Here is an 18,827-nt window from a genome sequence, read left to right on the forward strand (position 1 = left end):
GCGATAGCGATCCGATGTTGACTTATCGTAGGGAGAAGAGCGAAGTCCACTAGCCGCTGGGCGCTGGAGCTAGACAGTTCTCAAAGTTCAATGAACGAGGGAGGCATTTCTTTGCAAATCATTCAAACTGTTGTGGTAAAACAAATTCTAACGGAAAATAGTAAGAAAAAATTAGCTGACCATTACGAGGCACAAAAGCTGCAGTATCAAAGGGAGATTAGTCAGCTTCAATTTGAGTTGAAGCGTTTGGAAAAAACCAAGGGATATTCACCTGGAGCATTAAAGAATCATTTTGAAAAAGAAATCAATAAACGTTTGGAAAAAGAAAAGCTTATTGAGTTTCAAATCGAACAATTACATATGCTGCCATTAGGCAGTGAGTTAAAAGAAAAGGAAGTACAAGCCCTCGTTGAAATTAAGATAGGTGACATATGGAACGGGCGGATTGGGCAACCTACAATTATCATAAAAGACGGAATAATAGAAGATATACGCTAGAGGTGTAAAGCTATGGAAAAATGGTTTAATGTCGGAAAAATTGTAAACACACAGGGGCTAAAGGGGGAAGTCCGAGTTATATCAAAGACTGACTTCCCTGAGAAACGCTATAAAGCAGGAAATGTATTATATTTGTTTATGCCTAATTCTAGTTCGCCGATTGAACTAACAGTTAAAAGCCGCCGAACCCATAAAAATTTTGAATTACTTTCATTTGAAGGTTATAACAATATCAATGAAGTAGAAAAGTTTAGGGATGGAATTCTAAAAGTACCTGAAACACAGCTTGGTGCATTAAATGAGGATGAATTTTATTACCATGAGATTATTGGATGCCTTGTTGCTACAACAAAAGGCGAGGAGCTTGGAAAAGTTTCTGAAATTCTATCTCCTGGTGCCAATGACGTTTGGGTGGTTAAAGGTAAAGGCGGCAAAGAAATACTAATCCCTTATATCCATGATGTGGTCAAGAAAGTAGATGTGAAAGAAAAAGTCATACTAATCGATCCAATCGAAGGGTTACTTTCATGATGCAAATAGATATTCTCACCTTATTTCCGGAGATGTTTACCGGGGTACTGGGACAATCGATTTTGCAAAAGGCTGCTGAGAAATCTGCGGTCAACTATAACGTCGTCAATTTTCGCGGGTTTGCTGATAATAAACACTCAACTGTAGATGATTATCCCTACGGCGGCGGAGCTGGTATGGTATTAAAACCGCAGCCCATTTTTGATGCTGTAACAGCCCTCAAGGAAAAAGCAAAAGGTACGAATCCACGGGTGATTCTTCTTTGTCCGCAGGGTGAACAATATGAGCAGCGGAAAGCGGAAGAATTGGCAAAGGAAGAGCATTTGATTTTTATCTGTGGGCATTACGAGGGTTATGATGAACGAATTCGTGAACATGTAGTAACAGATGAAATCTCAATTGGTGATTATGTCTTAACTGGCGGTGAACTTGGTGCGATGGTTATCGTTGATAGTGTAGTCCGACTCTTACCAGAAGTGCTGGGAAATCAAGAATCTCATATGAAGGACTCTTTCAGCACAGGACTGCTTGAGCATCCACACTACACAAGACCTGCTGACTTCCGGGGACTAAAGGTTCCAGAAGTTCTAATATCAGGTAATCATAAATTAATAGAAGAATGGCGTAATAAAGAAGCGTTACGGCGAACAATTTTAAGACGTCCAGACCTACTTGAGAAAATAGAATTGACGAATGAACAGGAAAAATGGCTTAAAGAAGTAAAAAAAGAATACGAGTAGTATTGCGCGAGTTTAGCGATTATGGTATGATACTACTTGTGACTTGAGCTGATATGAATCAGATTGTGGTCTTATAACGATGTTCCGCTGCAATATAATTAAGAGTTTGATGTGCATGAGCGTCTGTTGGAAGGAGTTGAAAACGATGCAAAAATTGATTGAAGAAATTACAAAAGAACAACTTCGTACTGATCTTCCTGCTTTCCGTCCTGGTGACACTGTGCGTGTACACGTTAAGGTTGTCGAGGGTACTCGTGAGCGTATTCAGTTATTTGAAGGTGTTGTAATTAAGCGTCGTGGTGGTGGAATTAGCGAAACTTTTACAGTTCGTAAAATTTCTTACGGAGTAGGCGTTGAGCGTACTTTCCCAGTACACACACCAAAAATTGCGAAGCTAGAAGTACTTCGTCGCGGTAAAGTTCGCCGTGCTAAGCTTTACTACTTGCGTAACCTTCGTGGTAAAAAAGCAAGAATTAAAGAGATTCGATAATATGAAAAGAAAAAGAGCTTGCTCGGGAGCAGGCTCTTTTTTTTATATAATCGATTTGATGCCCTTGTAATATTAAATTATGAGTTTATAAATTGGTGCTGATTTTTTAACAAATTATTAAAGTTTGATTAAAAATATGATCCCATCGTGTTAAAATTATTGAAATTATGTAAAATGAATTTTATAAAACATTTTTTTACGGAGAATGGCGGGGATTGTTATGACAAAAAAGAAAAATGAACTCTGGGAATGGACAAAGGCCCTTTTGATTGCTGTCATATTAGCTGCAGTTATCCGGTACTTCCTTTTTGCTCCAATCGTTGTCGATGGTTTATCGATGATGCCGACATTGAAGGATCAGGATCGAATGATTGTAAATAAGTTTAGTTATAATATTGGTGAGCCAAAGCGATTTGATATCATTGTCTTTCATGCACCAGAACACAAGGATTACATAAAGCGCGTGATTGGATTGCCCGGCGACACAATTGAGTATAAAGATGATACATTATATGTTAATGGAAAAGCGTATAAAGAGCCATATTTGGATAAATATAAAAAAGAAGTAGAGGATGGACCGTTAACAGATCCATTTACCTTAGAAGAAAAAATAGGACGTAAAACGGTTCCGGAAGGTGAATTGTTTGTTATGGGCGACAATCGCCGCTTCAGTAAAGATAGTCGGCATATTGGGACCATTTCCTATGATAAAATTATCGGTAAAACCAGTTTCGTTTACTGGCCGTTAAATGATGCACATATCGTAACAGTGAAATAGAGTTTGGGAGGTGGCCAAGCATGACGATCCAATGGTTTCCAGGCCATATGGCTAAGGCTCGCAGAGAGGTCACGGAAAAGTTAAAATTAGTAGATATTATTTTTGAATTAGTGGATGCGAGGATTCCCTATTCCTCGAGAAATCCGATGATAGATGAAATCATTCAGCATAAGCCAAGGCTTGTCCTATTAAATAAGGCTGACATGGCTGATAAAGAAGCAACAAGGGAATGGATTGAGTTTTTTGCGAATAAAGGTATTAAGGCACTCGCAATAAATTCTCATGCGGGAGAAGGCATGAGAGACATTGCCAATGCTTCAAAGGAAATATTGAAGGAAAAGTTTGACCGTTTAAGAGCTAGAGGTGTCAATAATCCAAGAGCGATCCGAGCGATGATAGTTGGAATTCCTAACGCTGGTAAATCGACGTTAATCAATCGATTGGCAAAGAAAAATATCGCTAAAACAGGAAATACGCCTGGTGTAACAAAGGCCCAACAATGGATTAAAGTGGGGAAGGAAATGGAACTGCTTGATACCCCCGGGATTTTATGGCCAAAATTTGAGGACCAAGAAGTCGGCAAAAAACTTGCCGTTACAGGCGCAATCAAAGATACGTTATTAAATCTTCAGGATCTTACTGTCTATACTCTTAAGTATTTAGAACGAGCATATCCAGATCGTTTAAAAGAACGGTACAATCTTGATACCCTTCCTGAGGATGTTGTAGAGATGTTTGACAAAATAGGAGTACTGCGTGGATGTCTTATGGCTGGTGGTATCGTTGATTATGATAAGGTTTCAGATTTGGTCATCAAGGAAATTAGATCAGAAAAGTTTGGTCGGATTACATTTGAACGACCGACTGATTTTTTGGTTGAATAAAGAAAAAATCTAGTTTAAGCTCTCCTAGACGGAGAGTCTTTTTTATGGAATAATTTACCACTATTTATTGTAGGCAATTTAGCCGTATATCTTGTAAAATAAATTGAGTGAAAGTAAAGGAGCGTTCTAAATGAAATATCGATCTGCATTTGATATTATTGGTCCCGTCATGATTGGACCATCTAGCTCTCATACCGCAGGCGCAGCGCGAATTGGCAGGGTAGCAAGAACCTTATTTGGTCAGCTGCCAAAGAAAGCCATCATCTCATTGTACGGTTCATTTGCAAAAACCTATAAGGGACATGGAACAGACTTTGCCATAGTGGCAGGGCTGTTAGATTTTGATACTTTTGATGGACGGATGCCACAATCCTTAGAAATAGCAAAACAAATGGGTTTAGAGGTGATCTTTTGTATTGAAGAGGCTGTGATGGATCATCCCAATACCGTAAAAATTAATTTATATAATGATGATAACGAACTCGAATTAGTTGGGATTTCAATTGGCGGGGGTACGATTGAGATAACAGAGTTAAACTCCTTTCCGTTGAAGCTTTCCGGTGAACATCCCGCAATCTTGGTTGTTCATCAAGATCGATTTGGTATTATCTCAGCAGTAACAAGTGTGTTATCAAAAAATCAAATAAATATTGGTCATATGGAAGTTTCTCGATTAGAAAAAGGAGAAATGGCATTAATGGTTATTGAAGTTGATCAGAAAATTGATGAATTAGTGATAGAGGAACTACATCAACTTTCAAGTGTATCGCAAATTATTCGTATGGTCGAATAGACCATTAATTAGCCAGCGGGAGGTGTCATTATGTTTAGAAATGTAGCAGAACTTGTTCAGTTGGCAGAGAGCAATCAAGTAAAAATAGCGGAAATTATGATCCGGCAAGAAATAGAAGTTTCTGGCCTTTCTAGAGAAGATATTATTGCTAAAATGGATAAGAACTTAACGATTATGGAACAAGCATTGGAAAGAGGACTTAACGGTGTGTACTCACATACAGGTCTTACCGGTGGAGACGCAGTATTGCTCCAAAACTATATTAAAAGTGGCAAGGCGCTGGGGGGGACCATTTTATTAGATGCCGTCAGTAAAGCGGTGGCGACCAATGAAGTGAACGCTGCAATGGGCGTAATTTGTGCAACGCCAACAGCTGGTTCAGCAGGTGTCGTACCAGGTACATTATTTGCAGTAAAAGAAAAATTAAATCCAACCCGACAAGAAATGATTGAATTTTTATTTACCTCAGCAGCTTTCGGATTTGTTGTCGCAAATAATGCCTCTATTTCTGGTGCGGCAGGGGGATGTCAAGCAGAGGTAGGCTCTGCAAGTGGTATGGCTGCAGCTTCGATTGTAGAATTGGCTGGTGGGTCACCTAAGCAAGCTGCAGAAGCGATGGCAATCACATTGAAGAATATGCTTGGATTAGTTTGTGATCCTGTAGCAGGCTTAGTTGAAGTTCCTTGTGTGAAAAGAAATGCAATGGGTGCATCCAATGCCATCACGGCTGCAGATATGGCACTTGCTGGCATTACAAGCAGAATCCCCTGCGATGAAGTCATTCATGCGATGTTCTTAATTGGCCAATCCATGCCATCTGCCTTAAGGGAAACAGCGGAAGGTGGTCTTGCAGCGACACCGACAGGAAGAAGACTTGAACAAGAAATTTTTGGCACAAGCAAAACATTCAAACTAAAAGACTTAGTTATATCCTAACGGAATGAAATAACACCCAAGTTCATCTCGAATATTGGGTGTTATTTTGTTGTTTTTTAACAAATGACCAAGATAACAATTACAATGGGTGATAAGATGAAACAATTAACAATCGCAGAAATTGAACGACAATTGGAAAATATATTAGTAGAAACTGATCCATTCTTGTTGGGGATTCTTCAAGATGAGAGGAAGGGTGTCCAACAGCTGGTACATAGATGGAGTAAGAAATTTGCGGAGAATCATCGACTAAAAGAAAAGTTTGTTGAAATGAATGTCTATGAGCATAAATGGCGCAAAAGAGGATATGAGAAGATTGCCGGTATCGATGAAGTGGGTAGAGGGCCTCTTGCAGGTCCGGTAGTTGCAGCAGCTGTCATTTTGCCAAAAGACTTTTACTTAGCAGGGATAGACGACTCTAAGAAGCTATCTGAAAAAAAACGCTTGGAATTCGATTCGATTATTAGAAAAGAAGCGATTGCCTTCAGTATTGCAATGATCCATGCCAAGGAAATAGATGAAATTAATATTTATGAAGCTACAAAAAAAGCTATGAAAGCTGCCATCTCATCCTTAGATCCAAAGCCGGATTTATTGCTAATTGACGCAATGAAACTGGAAACCCCCTTTACCTCTGAATCTATTATTAAGGGTGATTCAAAAAGTATCTCTATCGCCGCCGCTTCGATTATAGCGAAAGTAGCAAGAGATGATTTGATGAATGAAATTTCAGAGGCCCATCCAGCCTATGGATTTCAGCGCAACATGGGCTACGGAACAAAGGAGCATATCGAAGCCATCCAAAAACACGGAATAACCACTTATCACAGAAAAAGTTTCGCACCAGTAAAGGATTTTGTTTAATTATCAAACACAATAGTAAAAAACAGGCAATGCCTGTTTTTTTATTATTGTAGAAAACAAATTATACCAAATAAGGTGTAGATTTCCTTGATTTATCCGAAATAAACGATTGATTATTCTGAATGTTTTAAAGACGTATATAATTTTTTAGCATAATGGTAGACAAGGTAACTGTCATTATATAAAATGAAAACGGAGTCAGTTTTTAGAAGAGTTTGAATAGGAGGATGGGAAATGAATATCCATGAGTATCAAGGGAAAGAGATCCTCAGAAAATACGGGGTAGTAGTTCCGAATGGAAAAGTAGCATTCACTGTAGAAGAAGCAGTGGAAGCAGCAAAAGAACTAGGCACACAGGTTTGTGTGGTAAAAGCACAAATCCATGCTGGTGGACGGGGGAAAGCCGGTGGTGTTAAAGTTGCGAAAAATCTTGAAGAGGTTCGTACATATGCAAGCGAAATCCTCGGCAAAACACTTGTAACACACCAAACAGGTCCTGAAGGAAAAGAAGTCAAGCGCCTGCTTATTGAAGAAGGCTGTGACATCAAAAAAGAATATTATGTTGGTTTAGTATTAGACCGTGCTACTTCACGTGTTGTCCTAATGGCATCTGAAGAAGGCGGAACGGAAATTGAAGAGGTTGCTGAAAAGACTCCAGAGAAAATTTTTAAAGAAGAAATTGATCCGGTCGTCGGATTACAGCCATTCCAAGCTCGCCGAATTGCGTTCAATATTAATATTCCAAAAGAATTAATTAATCAAGCTGTAAAATTTATGACCGCTTTGTATAATGCTTATATCGAGAAAGATTGCTCGATTGCAGAAATTAATCCGCTCGTTGTTACAGGTGACGGTAAGGTAATGGCTCTTGATGCAAAATTAAACTTTGACTCAAATGCCCTATATCGTCAGAAAGATGTACTAGAGTACCGTGACCTTGAAGAAGAGGATGCAAAGGAAATTGAAGCATCTAAATATGATTTAAGCTACGTTGCTTTAGATGGAAACATTGGCTGTATGGTTAATGGTGCAGGACTTGCCATGTCAACGATGGATATAATTAAACATTACGGCGGCGATCCCGCAAACTTCCTTGATGTTGGGGGCGGCGCGACAGCTGAAAAGGTTACAGAGGCATTCAAAATTATCCTTTCTGATCCAAACGTAAAAGGTATTTTCGTCAATATCTTTGGTGGAATCATGAAGTGTGATGTTATTGCTGAGGGTGTAGTAGAAGCAGCTAAGCAGGTTGGACTTAGTGTTCCGCTTGTTGTTCGCTTAGAGGGAACAAATGTTGACTTAGGTAAGAAAATCCTATCAGAGTCAAGTGTAGACATTATTGCTGCTGAATCCATGGCTGACGGCGCACAAAAAATCGTTTCATTAGTGAAATAGGATCGAAGAAAGGGGAATTAACGTGAGCGTTTTTATTAATAAAGATACAAAGGTTATTGTTCAAGGGATTACAGGATCAACAGCCCTGTTTCATACAAAGCAAATGCTTGAATATGGTACACAGATTGTTGGCGGTACCTCTCCAGGAAAAGGCGGGTTAGAAGTAGAAGGAGTTCCTGTTTTTAACACGGTTAAAGATGCTGTTAGCGCAACTGGTGCAACTGCATCCGTTATTTATGTACCGGCACCATTTGCTGCAGATGCGATTATCGAAGCGGTTGATGCAGAATTGGATCTTGCTATCTGTATCACTGAACATATTCCAGTATTGGATATGGTTAAAGTTAAGCGTTATATGGAAGGTAAAAAGACTCGCTTAGTCGGTCCAAACTGTCCTGGTGTTATTACAGCTGATGAGTGTAAAATCGGCATCATGCCTGGTTATATCCATACAAAAGGCCATGTAGGTGTTGTATCACGCTCTGGAACATTAACATACGAAGCGGTTCACCAATTAACACAAGCCGGATTAGGCCAAACTACTGCTGTTGGTATCGGCGGCGACCCTGTTAACGGAACAAACTTCATCGATGTATTAAAAGCATTTAATGAAGATCCTGAAACATATGCTGTAATTATGATTGGTGAAATCGGCGGTACTGCCGAAGAAGAAGCAGCTGAGTGGGTTAAAGCAAACATGACCAAGCCTGTTGTTGGCTTCATCGGTGGACGTACAGCGCCTCCAGGAAAACGTATGGGACACGCAGGTGCGATTATTTCAGGTGGTAAAGGTACTGCAGATGAAAAAATCCGCGTTATGAACGAATGCGGTATTAAAGTAGCTGACACTCCATCTGTGATGGGTGACACATTAATTGAAGTATTAAAAGAACAAGGTTTGTACGAAAAGTGTAAAACCCACTAATAATTGTGCAACTAGATAATTTCAGATAGTCCCTCAAAAACGAGGGGCTATTTATTCTAATTTTATATCTATAGGGAGGCAAATAGTTAAATGGATGAATTCAAAGAAAAACTTATTTCCTTGCTGCATTACCCCAATATCTCCTGGAACACCGTTTTACAAATGCTAAAAAAAGACCCGACACTACAGAAATTATATCAGTTACAAAAGCAATCCCCTCAGCAAACATGCTTATTTCCACCCACTACCACCAATAACCCTTCAGAAAAGTCTTCTAGCGTACCTCTTCATCCTGACATTATTCGCGATCAAATTCGTCAATACAAAACAAATGAGATTACAGTCATTACTATTTTAGATAAGGAATATCCACCATTATTAAAAGAAATATATCAGCCTCCATGGGCACTATTTACCAAGGGTGATCTCTCGCTACTTGAAACAGACCCCAAACTTGCGGTTGTTGGTTCACGGCAAGCGACTCAATATGGGAAAAATGCAATTCGGTTGATTTTTCCAGGTTTAATTGACAAAGGTGTTCTAATTGTTAGCGGCTTAGCACGGGGAATTGATGCCCTCGCACATGAATATGCAATAAAAAATGGAGGAAAAACAATAGCTGTGATTGCTGGTGGTTTCTATCATATCTATCCAAAGGAAAATACGAGCTTAGCCCTTGAAATGATGAAAAACCAGCTAGTTCTTTCGGAATACCCTCCAGATACTAAGCCGCTTAGATGGCATTTTCCATCAAGAAATCGAATTATTAGCGGTTTGTCAAAAGGGACATTTATTATAGAAGCAAAACGAAAAAGCGGGTCACTCATCACGGCGAATTTTGCAGTAAATGAAGGAAGAGATGTATTTTCCTTGCCTGGAAGCATTTTTAATCCATATTCTATCGGGGCCAATGAATTAATTCAACAAGGGGCTAAACTTGTAACCGGTGCAGAGGATATTTTAGAGGAAATTAGATAAGACTCTTATCTAAAGAAATTTTGCTTAAAAATCGTTAATTTTGAAGGTTTTTATGAATAAACGGAGAATTTAGCTAAAAAAGGTTGCATTATTTTCTAATTTGTTATACATTTTCCAACAGATGTTCGAAAAAAAGAATATTTGGAAATGGAATAAATAATATTCATATTAATATATAAAGAAAAACTTGGGATAGGGCAGTTTTGTAAAGTATTTTCTCCGGTCTAATTAGGTAAAACTGGAATTTAGGAAAGCTTCTCAAATGATTAGCACCTTAGAAACAGCATTTGCCAGATTCGGGGCGCTTCTACACTTTCCCTCTTAAGGAGGATTTTTAAATGGCAGATTTTCTTGTAATCGTTGAATCGCCAGCAAAAGCGAAAACGATCGAACGATATTTAGGGAATAAATATAAAGTAAAAGCATCAATGGGACATATTCGCGATTTGCCACGGAGCCAAATGGGGGTCAATGTAGAAAATAGCTATGAACCAAAATATATTACAATCCGCGGAAAAGGTCCTGTTTTAAAAGACTTGAAAACAGCGGCAAAAAAAGCAAAAAAAATCTATCTGGCGGCTGACCCGGATCGCGAAGGGGAAGCAATTGCATGGCATTTAGCCCATAGTCTATCTGTCGATATTAATTCAGATTGCCGGGTGGTTTTTAATGAAATCACAAAAGATGCGATAAAAGAGTCGTTTAAACATCCTCGGCCAATTAATATGGATTTGGTGGATGCTCAGCAGGCTCGTAGGATTCTTGACCGTCTTGTTGGGTATAATATCAGCCCGTTGCTCTGGAAGAAGGTAAAGAAAGGTTTAAGTGCAGGCAGAGTTCAATCTGTTGCCGTCCATTTAATTATTGTTAGGGAAAAGGAAATTAAAGCCTTTGTCCCTGAAGAATATTGGACGATTGATGGAGAATTTTTAAAGGGGAAAGACCATTTTAGTGCCCAATATTTTTCTTTAGCTGACAAACAAAAATTTGAACTGAAATCTGAACAAGATGTCCAAACCATTTTAAAACAAATGGATGATAATAAATTCAAAGTTGTATCTGTTACCAAAAAAGAAAGAAAGAGGAATCCGGCACCGCCCTTCATTACATCATCATTGCAACAAGAAGCAGCCAGAAAGCTTAACTTCCGAGCAAAGAAAACGATGATGCTCGCACAGCAGCTTTATGAAGGGATTGAGCTTGGCAAAGAGGGTACGGTTGGTCTTATTACATATATGAGAACGGATTCAACACGGATTTCTGAAGTTGCTCAAACAGAGGCGGCTAACTACATCCGCTCAGAATATGGTGAAGATTATTTAAAAGATGAACAAAGAAAAGAGAAAAAGCAATCGAATGCCCAAGATGCACATGAAGGGATTCGACCAACCAGTACTTTAAGGGATCCCAATAGTTTAAAAACATTTTTATCAAGAGACCAACTCCGATTATATAAATTAATCTGGGATCGGTTTTTAGCTAGTCAAATGGCTCAGGCCGTCATGGATACAATGAGCGTAGATTTACAAAATGGCAATGTCCTTTTCCGAGCAAATGGCTCAAAAATTAAGTTTCCTGGTTTCATGAAGCTTTATGTTGAGGGATCAGATGACCAAGTGGATGAAAAAGACAGAATGCTTCCTGACCTTAAGGAAGGGGATGAAGTGTTTAAAAAGGATATCGAGCCAAAGCAGCATTTCACTCAGCCACCGCCAAGGTACACGGAGGCAAGACTTGTTAAGACACTTGAAGAGCTTGGTATTGGTCGCCCGTCTACATACGCACCAACCCTTGACACGATTCAAAAGCGGGGCTATGTGGCACTCGATAATAAAAGATTTATTCCAACCGAGCTCGGTGAAATTATCGATGAGTTGATTTTAGAGTTTTTTCCAGATATTCTAGATGTCGAATTTACAGCGAAAATGGAACAGGGCTTAGATAATATCGAAGATGGAAAAGTACCTTGGGTCAATATTATCGATGAGTTTTATCAAGATTTTGAAATTCATTTAAAAAAAGCAGAAGAAGAAATGCAGTCTGTTGAAATCAAAGATGAACCAGCTGGTGAAGACTGTGAGAATTGTGGAAACCCTATGGTTTTTAAAATGGGTCGCTACGGAAAATTTATGGCTTGCAGCAATTTTCCAGATTGCCGAAATACAAAACCGATTGTTAAAGAAATCGGTGTTACCTGCCCTAATTGTAAAGAAGGACAGATCATTGAGCGTAAAAGTAAGAAAAAGCGACTCTTTTACGGTTGTACACAATACCCTGAATGTGAGTTTATCTCTTGGGATAAACCATTACCAAGGGAATGCCCAAAATGTGAAGGGCTGCTTGTTGAAAAGAAATTAAAAAAAGGTGTTCAAGTTCAATGCGTTAATTGTGATTACAAGGAAGAACCGCAAAGTTAAAGTGAGAGTGGGCATAGTCCACTCTCTTCGTTATTTGCATAAAACTTTTTTCTTTTCCATTCGTATAGTACAATGCAAGATGGACTTAAAAGTGGGAAAAGTATTGATAGGTACGTGCACTACCTTTTATTTACATAAAACCATGGTATCTATTAGGAGGATTCTAAATGAAAGATGTCACAATTAACGTAATCGGTGCGGGATTAGCTGGAAGTGAAGCCGCATGGCAGATTGCGAAGCGTGGAGTAAAAGTTCGCTTATATGAGATGCGGCCAGTGAAGCAAACACCTGCACACCATACAGATAAATTTGCAGAATTAGTTTGTAGTAATTCATTACGTGCCAACACACTAACAAATGCAGTAGGGGTGTTAAAGGAAGAAATGCGAAAGCTTGATTCCGTTATTATCGCTGCAGCGGATGCTTGTTCTGTTCCAGCAGGCGGTGCGTTAGCTGTTGATCGTCATGAATTTGCCGCCAAAGTAACAAATTTGGTTAAAAACCATGAAAATGTTACGGTTATTAATGAAGAAGTAACTGAAATTCCAGAGGGAACAACAATCATTGCAACGGGGCCGCTGACAAGTCCAGACCTTTCAGAGCAGCTCAAAGGGCTAACCGGTGAGGATTACCTTTATTTTTATGATGCTGCAGCACCGATACTTGAAAAGGAAAGCATAGACCTAGAGAAAGTTTATTTAAAATCCCGCTATGATAAAGGGGAAGCTGCCTATCTTAACTGTCCAATGACTGAAGAAGAATTTAACCGTTTCTATGAAGCGCTTATATCCGCTGAAACTGTTCCAGTAAAGGAATTTGAAAAGGAAGTCTTTTTCGAAGGGTGCATGCCAATTGAAGTGATGGCGTCACGGGGAAAGAAAACAATGCTTTTCGGTCCGTTAAAACCAGTTGGTTTAGAGGATCCCAAAACAGGAAAACGTCCTTTTGCCGTAGTACAACTCCGTCAAGATGATGCCGCGGGCACACTTTTTAATATTGTCGGTTTTCAGACACATTTAAAGTGGGGTGCGCAAAAGGAAGTTATACAATTAATACCGGGGTTAGAAAATGCAGAAATTATTCGATATGGTGTGATGCACCGGAATACATTTATCAATTCTCCCAAGGTACTAAAAGCAACTTACCAATTCCGTAATCGTGAAGATTTATTTTTTGCTGGTCAAATGACTGGCGTTGAAGGATACGTAGAATCTGCTGCTAGCGGTTTAGTTGCTGGTATAAATGCAACGCGTTTAATACAAGGAATGGAGCCACTTGAATTTCCTGAAGAGACCGCGATTGGAAGCATGGCCCGATATATTACTACGACGAACGCTAAAAATTTTCAGCCAATGAATGCTAACTTTGGTTTATTTCCAGAGCTGCCGGTAAGAATTAAAGGAAAGCAGGAGAGGAATTTAGAACACGCAAATAGAGCGTTAGAAACAATTCAGAACTTTGTGAAAGTTTTGTAAAGTTTATTGCAAGGGGATACGAAGTATGTTACGATTTAGTAGCCCTTGCGAGGTGAATATTATGATAAATGTGAATGTTTTTTTAAAGTTAATTATTGAGTATTTACAAATAGATTTTAATTACTCAAAATATACACTTGAATCCTAATCAACATGACATCAGTAAAATTTCTTATCTTCATGGTTGAAATAACCCATAAAGTAATGATGTCAAATATTCTAGTTAACATAGTCAGTTTTCATAACTTTCATGTATATGGTAGTTCACCTGTTACATACTTATCTGCGAAGTAATGTGAATAGAAATCACTCCAAAGGGAGGCTCATCTTAATGAACCAATTTCATGCGACAACGATTTTTGCAATTCATCATAATGGTGAATATTCTATGTCAGGTGATGGACAAGTGACATTTGGTAATGCGGTAGTGATGAAGCACACAGCGAGAAAAGTAAGAAAGATATTTAATGGAAAGGTATTAGCAGGTTTTGCAGGTTCTGTTGCAGATGCTTTTACTCTTTTCGAACTGTTCGAGGGAAAATTAGAAGAATTTAACGGAAACCTTCAAAGAGCTGCTGTTGAGCTTGCCAAAGAGTGGCGAAGTGACAAAGTGCTCAGGAAGCTTGAAGCGATGCTAATTGTTATGAATCGTGAATATTTGCTACTTGTTTCAGGAACGGGAGAAGTAATTGAACCTGACGATGGAATTCTTGCGATTGGTTCAGGTGGAAATTATGCATTATCTGCTGGACGTGCTCTAAAGAAATACTCAGGAGACCATTTATCTGCAAAGGAAATAGCAAAAGCTTCTTTAGAAATAGCAGCTGAAATATGTGTCTATACGAACCATAACATTATTGTTGAAGAGCTATAACGGGAAGGAGACTAATTATCATGGGAAAAACAACTAATTTAACCCCTCGTCAAATTGTTGAAAAACTTGATCAATATATTATTGGACAAAAGGATGCTAAGAAAGCGGTTGCTGTTGCCTTAAGAAATCGCTACAGAAGAGGATTGTTAAATGAAAAACTTAGGGATGAAATTATCCCCAAAAATATATTGATGATAGGTCCGACTGGAGTTGGGAAAACGGAAATTGCCAGAAGGATTGCCAAAATTGTGGGTGCCCCTTTTATTAAGGTGGAAGCTACTAAGTTTACTGAAGTAGGCTATGTCGGGCGAGATGTAGAATCCATGGTTAGAGATCTTGCTGAAACCTCTGTTCGTTTAGTAAAAGAGGAACGGATGCAAAGTGTAAAGGAACGTGCAGAAGAGAATGCCAACAACAGGCTAGTTGATTTGCTTGTGCCATCAGCCAAAAAAACGAGTAACTATAAAAACCCGCTAGAAATGTTATTTGGAGGCGGGAATACATCAACTGAGCCAGAAACACATCAAGAGGATTATTCGATTACTGAAAAACGAAAAATTGTCAAAGAGAAATTAGCACTTGGTCAACTAGAGGATGAAATCGTTACGGTTGAAGTAGATGAGCAAGCTCCATCCATGTTTGATATGCTGCAAGGCTCAGGGATTGAACAAATGGGAATGAATATGCAGGATGCCCTAAGCAGCTTTATGCCAAAAAAACGCAAAAAGCGAAAATTGACTGTCCGTGAAGCTCGCAAGGTGCTGACAAGTGAAGAGGCTTCTAAGCTTATTGATATGGATGAAGTAAATTCTGAGGCCGTTTATCGTGCGGAACAAGCTGGTATTATTTTTATCGATGAAATTGATAAAATCGCTAGTAAAAATTCGGGAGGCTCATCTGCAGATGTATCCAGAGAAGGGGTCCAAAGAGATATTTTGCCTATAGTTGAAGGTTCAACAGTAGTGACCAAATATGGGTCAGTAAAAACAGACCATGTATTATTTATTGCTGCTGGAGCATTTCACATGGCGAAACCTTCCGATTTAATTCCAGAACTTCAAGGGCGTTTCCCAATTCGTGTAGAACTAACAAAGCTAACTGTGGAAGATTTCTTCAGAATCTTAATCGAACCAGATAATGCCCTTATTAAGCAATATCAGGCATTATTGGAAACAGAAGGTATACAAATTGAATTTTCTGACGATGCTATTCGTAGAATAGCCGAAGTTGCATTTGAAGTGAATCAAAATACAGACAATATTGGTGCAAGACGTCTTCATACGATTCTCGAAAAGCTTTTAGAAGACTTATCTTTTGAAGCTCCAGAAATTTCGATGGAGAAGATAACAATTACACCACAGTATGTCGACGATAAACTTGGTGCTATTTCGAAAAATAAAGATTTAAGTCAGTTTATCTTATAAAAATGAACGTCTGATAATCTCATGTATGAAGAAATGTTCATTTTTTAAATACCCTAAAATGTAGTATTTGAAGATTAATTAATAATTTAATAATGGTTGTAGTTATTAGGAGGAAGAAACAGATGGATTTACTTACAAAAACGAGAAAAATTAATGTTTTATTACAAAAAGCAGCAGGAAAGCCAGTTAACTTTAAGGAAATGTCGGTCACTTTAAGTGAAACGATTGAAGCAAATGTGTATATTGTTAGCCGTCGTGGTAAACTTTTAGGGTTCTCTATTCATCAGCAAATTGAAAATGAAAGAATGAAAAAGATGTTTGAGGATCGTCAATTCCCTGAGGAATATACAAATGGTTTATTTAATATTCAAGAAACCTCATCAAATCTTGATATTGAAAGCCAATATACTGCTTTTCCAATAGAAAACAGAGATTTATTTAAAGAAGGTTTAACTACGATTGTTCCAATTATTGGCGGCGGGGAACGCCTTGGCACGTTAATTCTTGCAAGATTACAAGAAAAGTTCCACGATGATGATCTAATCCTTGCAGAATATGGTGCAACAGTTGTAGGTATGGAGATTTTACGAGAAAAGTCTGAAGAAATTGAAGAAGAAGCTAGAAGCAAAGCAGTGGTTCAAATGGCTATTAGTTCATTATCATATAGTGAACTTGAAGCGATTGAACATATCTTTGAAGAATTAAATGGCCGTGAAGGCTTATTGGTTGCTTCGAAAATAGCTGATCGTGTTGGTATTACTCGTTCTGTTATCGTTAATGCACTAAGAAAACTTGAAAGTGCAGGGGTAATTGAATCACGTTCCCTAGGGATGAAAGGAACATATATCAAAGTTTTAAATGATAAGTTTCTGATGGAACTTGATAAATTAAGATCAAATTAATCATAACTAATCCCCAGCTAACTGGGGATTTTGTTTTTTTATTAAACTAATGCTTGATTGTTATTATTACATATGCTATATTATTTCATGGTGTTAATACACACGCTCATTGATTTATTCAGATGGTGCTGTTCATAACAGTTTCTGTTTAAAGATGAGGTGAGCGGAGGAAAACAAACCATTAGGAGGAAAAATCATGTCAGTCATTTCTATGAAGCAATTGCTTGAAGCTGGTGTACACTTCGGACACCAAACTCGCCGTTGGAACCCTAAAATGAAGAAATATATCTTCACAGAGCGTAACGGTATCTATATCATTGACCTTCAAAAAACAGTTAAAAAAGTTGAAGAAGCTTATAACTGGGTAAAGGAACTTGCTGGTAACGGCGGAACAGTTCTTTTTGTTGGTACAAAAAAACAAGCTCAAGATTCTGTTAAAGAAGAAGCGGGCCGTTCTGGTATGTACTATGTTAACCAACGCTGGTTAGGTGGTACTTTAACAAACTTTGAAACAATTCAAAAGCGTATTGGCCGCTTAAAAGATATCGAAAGAATGTCTGAAGACGGAACTTTTGAAGTATTACCTAAAAAAGAGGTTGTTCAATTAAAGAAACAACAAGAGCGTCTAGAGAAATTCTTAGGCGGCATCAAAGATATGAAACAACTTCCAGATGCACTTTTCATTATTGACCCTCGTAAAGAGCGTATCGCGGTTGCAGAAGCTAAGAAATTGAACATTCCTATCGTAGGTATTGTTGATACAAACTGTGATCCAGACGAAATCGATGTAGTTATTCCTGCGAATGACGATGCGATTCGTGCGGTTAAGCTTTTAACAGGTAAAATGGCAGATGCTATCCTTGAAGCTAAACAAGGTGAAGAAGTACAAGTTCAGGCTTAATTAAATCAAAAGGTGATAAGAGGGAGACCCTTTATCACCTTTTTTTAAAGAAGGTTTTTATTGGAAAGTTTTAGAATAGCTGTCATTGGCTAAGATATGGATACATAGTAAAATAAAGGAGGAATTTACATTATGGCAATTACTGCTCAAATGGTTAAAGAACTACGTGAAAAAACTGGTGCAGGTATGTTGGATTGTAAAAAAGCACTAACTGAAACTGATGGAGATATGGACAAAGCAATTGATTTCTTACGCGAAAAAGGGATTGCATCTGCTGCTAAGAAGGGTGACCGTATTGCTGCAGAAGGTTTAACTTATGTTGTAACTGAAGGTAACGATGCAGTTATTCTAGAAGTAAACTCTGAAACTGACTTTGTTGCGAAGAATGAAGCGTTCCAAGCTCTTGTAAAAGATCTAGCTGCACATCTTCTAAAGAACAAGCCTGCAACTGTTGAAGAAGCATCTGCTCAAACGATGGAAAATGGTGCAACTGTTGCAGATCATATCAATGCATCTATTGCTAAGATTGGTGAAAAATTAACACTTCGCCGCTTTTCTGTTACATCAAAAACAGACAATGATGCATTTGGAGCATATATTCATATGGGTGGCCGCATTTCAGTCCTATCAGTACTTGAAGGTACAACAGATGCGGATGCTGCGAAGGATGTTTCAATGCATATTGCTGCACTAAAACCAAAATATGTTTCTCGTGACGAAGTTTCTCAAGAAGAAGTTGAGCATGAGCGTCAAGTATTAACACAACAAGCACTTAACGAAGGCAAGCCTGCAAAAATCGTTGAAAAAATGGTTGAAGGCCGTCTTGGAAAATATTTTGAAGATGTTTGTGTACTTGATCAAACTTTCGTTAAAAACCCTGATCAAAAAGTACGTCAGTTTGTTGAATCTAAGGGTGCTACAGTCCGTGAGTTCGTCCGTTACGAAGTCGGAGAAGGTATCGAAAAACGTGAAGATAACTTTGCTGAAGAAGTTATGAATCAAATTAAAAAATAATCAAAAAC

General features: G+C 38.4%; 19 protein-coding genes. All 19 read left to right on the forward strand.

The window, feature by feature from the left end:
• Positions 1-111: 111 nt before the first annotated feature.
• The 19 genes from J7E66_RS12245 to tsf all read left to right on the forward strand — a co-directional run bounded on the left by J7E66_RS12245 (position 112) and on the right by tsf (position 18,819).
• Complete coding sequence (locus tag J7E66_RS12245; RefSeq protein WP_215000340.1) at positions 112-498, forward strand: YlqD family protein; 387 nt, start codon at positions 112-114, stop codon at positions 496-498.
• A gap of 12 nt (positions 499-510) precedes the next feature.
• Positions 511-1,029, forward strand: coding sequence for a ribosome maturation factor RimM (gene rimM / locus J7E66_RS12250; RefSeq protein WP_215000342.1), 519 nt, complete (start codon positions 511-513; stop codon positions 1,027-1,029).
• Positions 1,029-1,769, forward strand: a complete 741-nt coding sequence (gene trmD / locus J7E66_RS12255) for a tRNA (guanosine(37)-N1)-methyltransferase TrmD (protein WP_215000667.1) — start codon at positions 1,029-1,031, stop codon at positions 1,767-1,769. Before rimM ends, trmD begins: the two co-directional genes overlap by 1 nt.
• A gap of 145 nt (positions 1,770-1,914) precedes the next feature.
• On the forward strand, positions 1,915-2,259 hold the full coding sequence (gene rplS / locus J7E66_RS12260; protein ID WP_026566443.1) for a 50S ribosomal protein L19: 345 nt from the start codon (positions 1,915-1,917) through the stop codon (positions 2,257-2,259).
• A 220-nt stretch (positions 2,260-2,479) separates the two neighbouring features.
• Complete coding sequence (lepB, locus tag J7E66_RS12265; RefSeq protein ID WP_215000344.1) at positions 2,480-3,037, forward strand: signal peptidase I; 558 nt, start codon at positions 2,480-2,482, stop codon at positions 3,035-3,037.
• A gap of 20 nt (positions 3,038-3,057) precedes the next feature.
• Positions 3,058-3,921, forward strand: a complete 864-nt coding sequence (gene ylqF, locus J7E66_RS12270; RefSeq protein WP_215000346.1) for a ribosome biogenesis GTPase YlqF — start codon at positions 3,058-3,060, stop codon at positions 3,919-3,921.
• Between the two features lie 130 nt (positions 3,922-4,051).
• Positions 4,052-4,714 (forward strand): L-serine ammonia-lyase, iron-sulfur-dependent subunit beta, encoded by a 663-nt coding sequence (gene sdaAB / locus J7E66_RS12275; RefSeq protein WP_215000348.1) that lies wholly within the window; start codon positions 4,052-4,054, stop codon positions 4,712-4,714.
• Between the two features lie 30 nt (positions 4,715-4,744).
• Positions 4,745-5,650, forward strand: a complete 906-nt coding sequence (gene sdaAA, locus J7E66_RS12280) for an L-serine ammonia-lyase, iron-sulfur-dependent, subunit alpha (protein ID WP_215000350.1) — start codon at positions 4,745-4,747, stop codon at positions 5,648-5,650.
• A 96-nt stretch (positions 5,651-5,746) separates the two neighbouring features.
• Entirely contained in the window at positions 5,747-6,514 is a 768-nt protein-coding gene (locus tag J7E66_RS12285) for a ribonuclease HII (protein WP_215000352.1), read from the forward strand.
• Positions 6,515-6,748: 234 nt separating this feature from the next.
• On the forward strand, positions 6,749-7,909 hold the full coding sequence (gene sucC / locus J7E66_RS12290) for an ADP-forming succinate--CoA ligase subunit beta (protein WP_215000354.1): 1,161 nt from the start codon (positions 6,749-6,751) through the stop codon (positions 7,907-7,909).
• Between the two features lie 22 nt (positions 7,910-7,931).
• Complete coding sequence (gene sucD / locus J7E66_RS12295) at positions 7,932-8,834, forward strand: succinate--CoA ligase subunit alpha (RefSeq protein WP_215000356.1); 903 nt, start codon at positions 7,932-7,934, stop codon at positions 8,832-8,834.
• 90 nt (positions 8,835-8,924) lie between these two features.
• Entirely contained in the window at positions 8,925-9,812 is an 888-nt protein-coding gene (gene dprA, locus J7E66_RS12300; RefSeq protein WP_215000358.1) for a DNA-processing protein DprA, read from the forward strand.
• Positions 9,813-10,150: 338 nt separating this feature from the next.
• Entirely contained in the window at positions 10,151-12,229 is a 2,079-nt protein-coding gene (topA, locus tag J7E66_RS12305; RefSeq protein WP_215000360.1) for a type I DNA topoisomerase, read from the forward strand.
• A 167-nt stretch (positions 12,230-12,396) separates the two neighbouring features.
• Positions 12,397-13,704, forward strand: coding sequence for an FADH(2)-oxidizing methylenetetrahydrofolate--tRNA-(uracil(54)-C(5))-methyltransferase TrmFO (gene trmFO, locus J7E66_RS12310; protein ID WP_215000362.1), 1,308 nt, complete (start codon positions 12,397-12,399; stop codon positions 13,702-13,704).
• A gap of 331 nt (positions 13,705-14,035) precedes the next feature.
• A complete protein-coding gene (hslV, locus tag J7E66_RS12315) occupies positions 14,036-14,578 on the forward strand; it encodes an ATP-dependent protease subunit HslV (RefSeq protein WP_088086376.1) in 543 nt (180 codons plus the stop codon).
• 20 nt (positions 14,579-14,598) lie between these two features.
• On the forward strand, positions 14,599-16,002 hold the full coding sequence (gene hslU / locus J7E66_RS12320) for an ATP-dependent protease ATPase subunit HslU (protein ID WP_215000364.1): 1,404 nt from the start codon (positions 14,599-14,601) through the stop codon (positions 16,000-16,002).
• A gap of 122 nt (positions 16,003-16,124) precedes the next feature.
• On the forward strand, positions 16,125-16,904 hold the full coding sequence (gene codY, locus J7E66_RS12325; protein WP_168242771.1) for a GTP-sensing pleiotropic transcriptional regulator CodY: 780 nt from the start codon (positions 16,125-16,127) through the stop codon (positions 16,902-16,904).
• Between the two features lie 196 nt (positions 16,905-17,100).
• Positions 17,101-17,805 (forward strand): 30S ribosomal protein S2, encoded by a 705-nt coding sequence (gene rpsB / locus J7E66_RS12330; RefSeq protein ID WP_088086379.1) that lies wholly within the window; start codon positions 17,101-17,103, stop codon positions 17,803-17,805.
• A gap of 132 nt (positions 17,806-17,937) precedes the next feature.
• Positions 17,938-18,819, forward strand: coding sequence for a translation elongation factor Ts (gene tsf, locus J7E66_RS12335; protein WP_098933009.1), 882 nt, complete (start codon positions 17,938-17,940; stop codon positions 18,817-18,819).
• Positions 18,820-18,827: the final 8 nt, after the last annotated feature.

Source organism: Bacillus sp. ISL-7, from assembly GCF_018613065.1.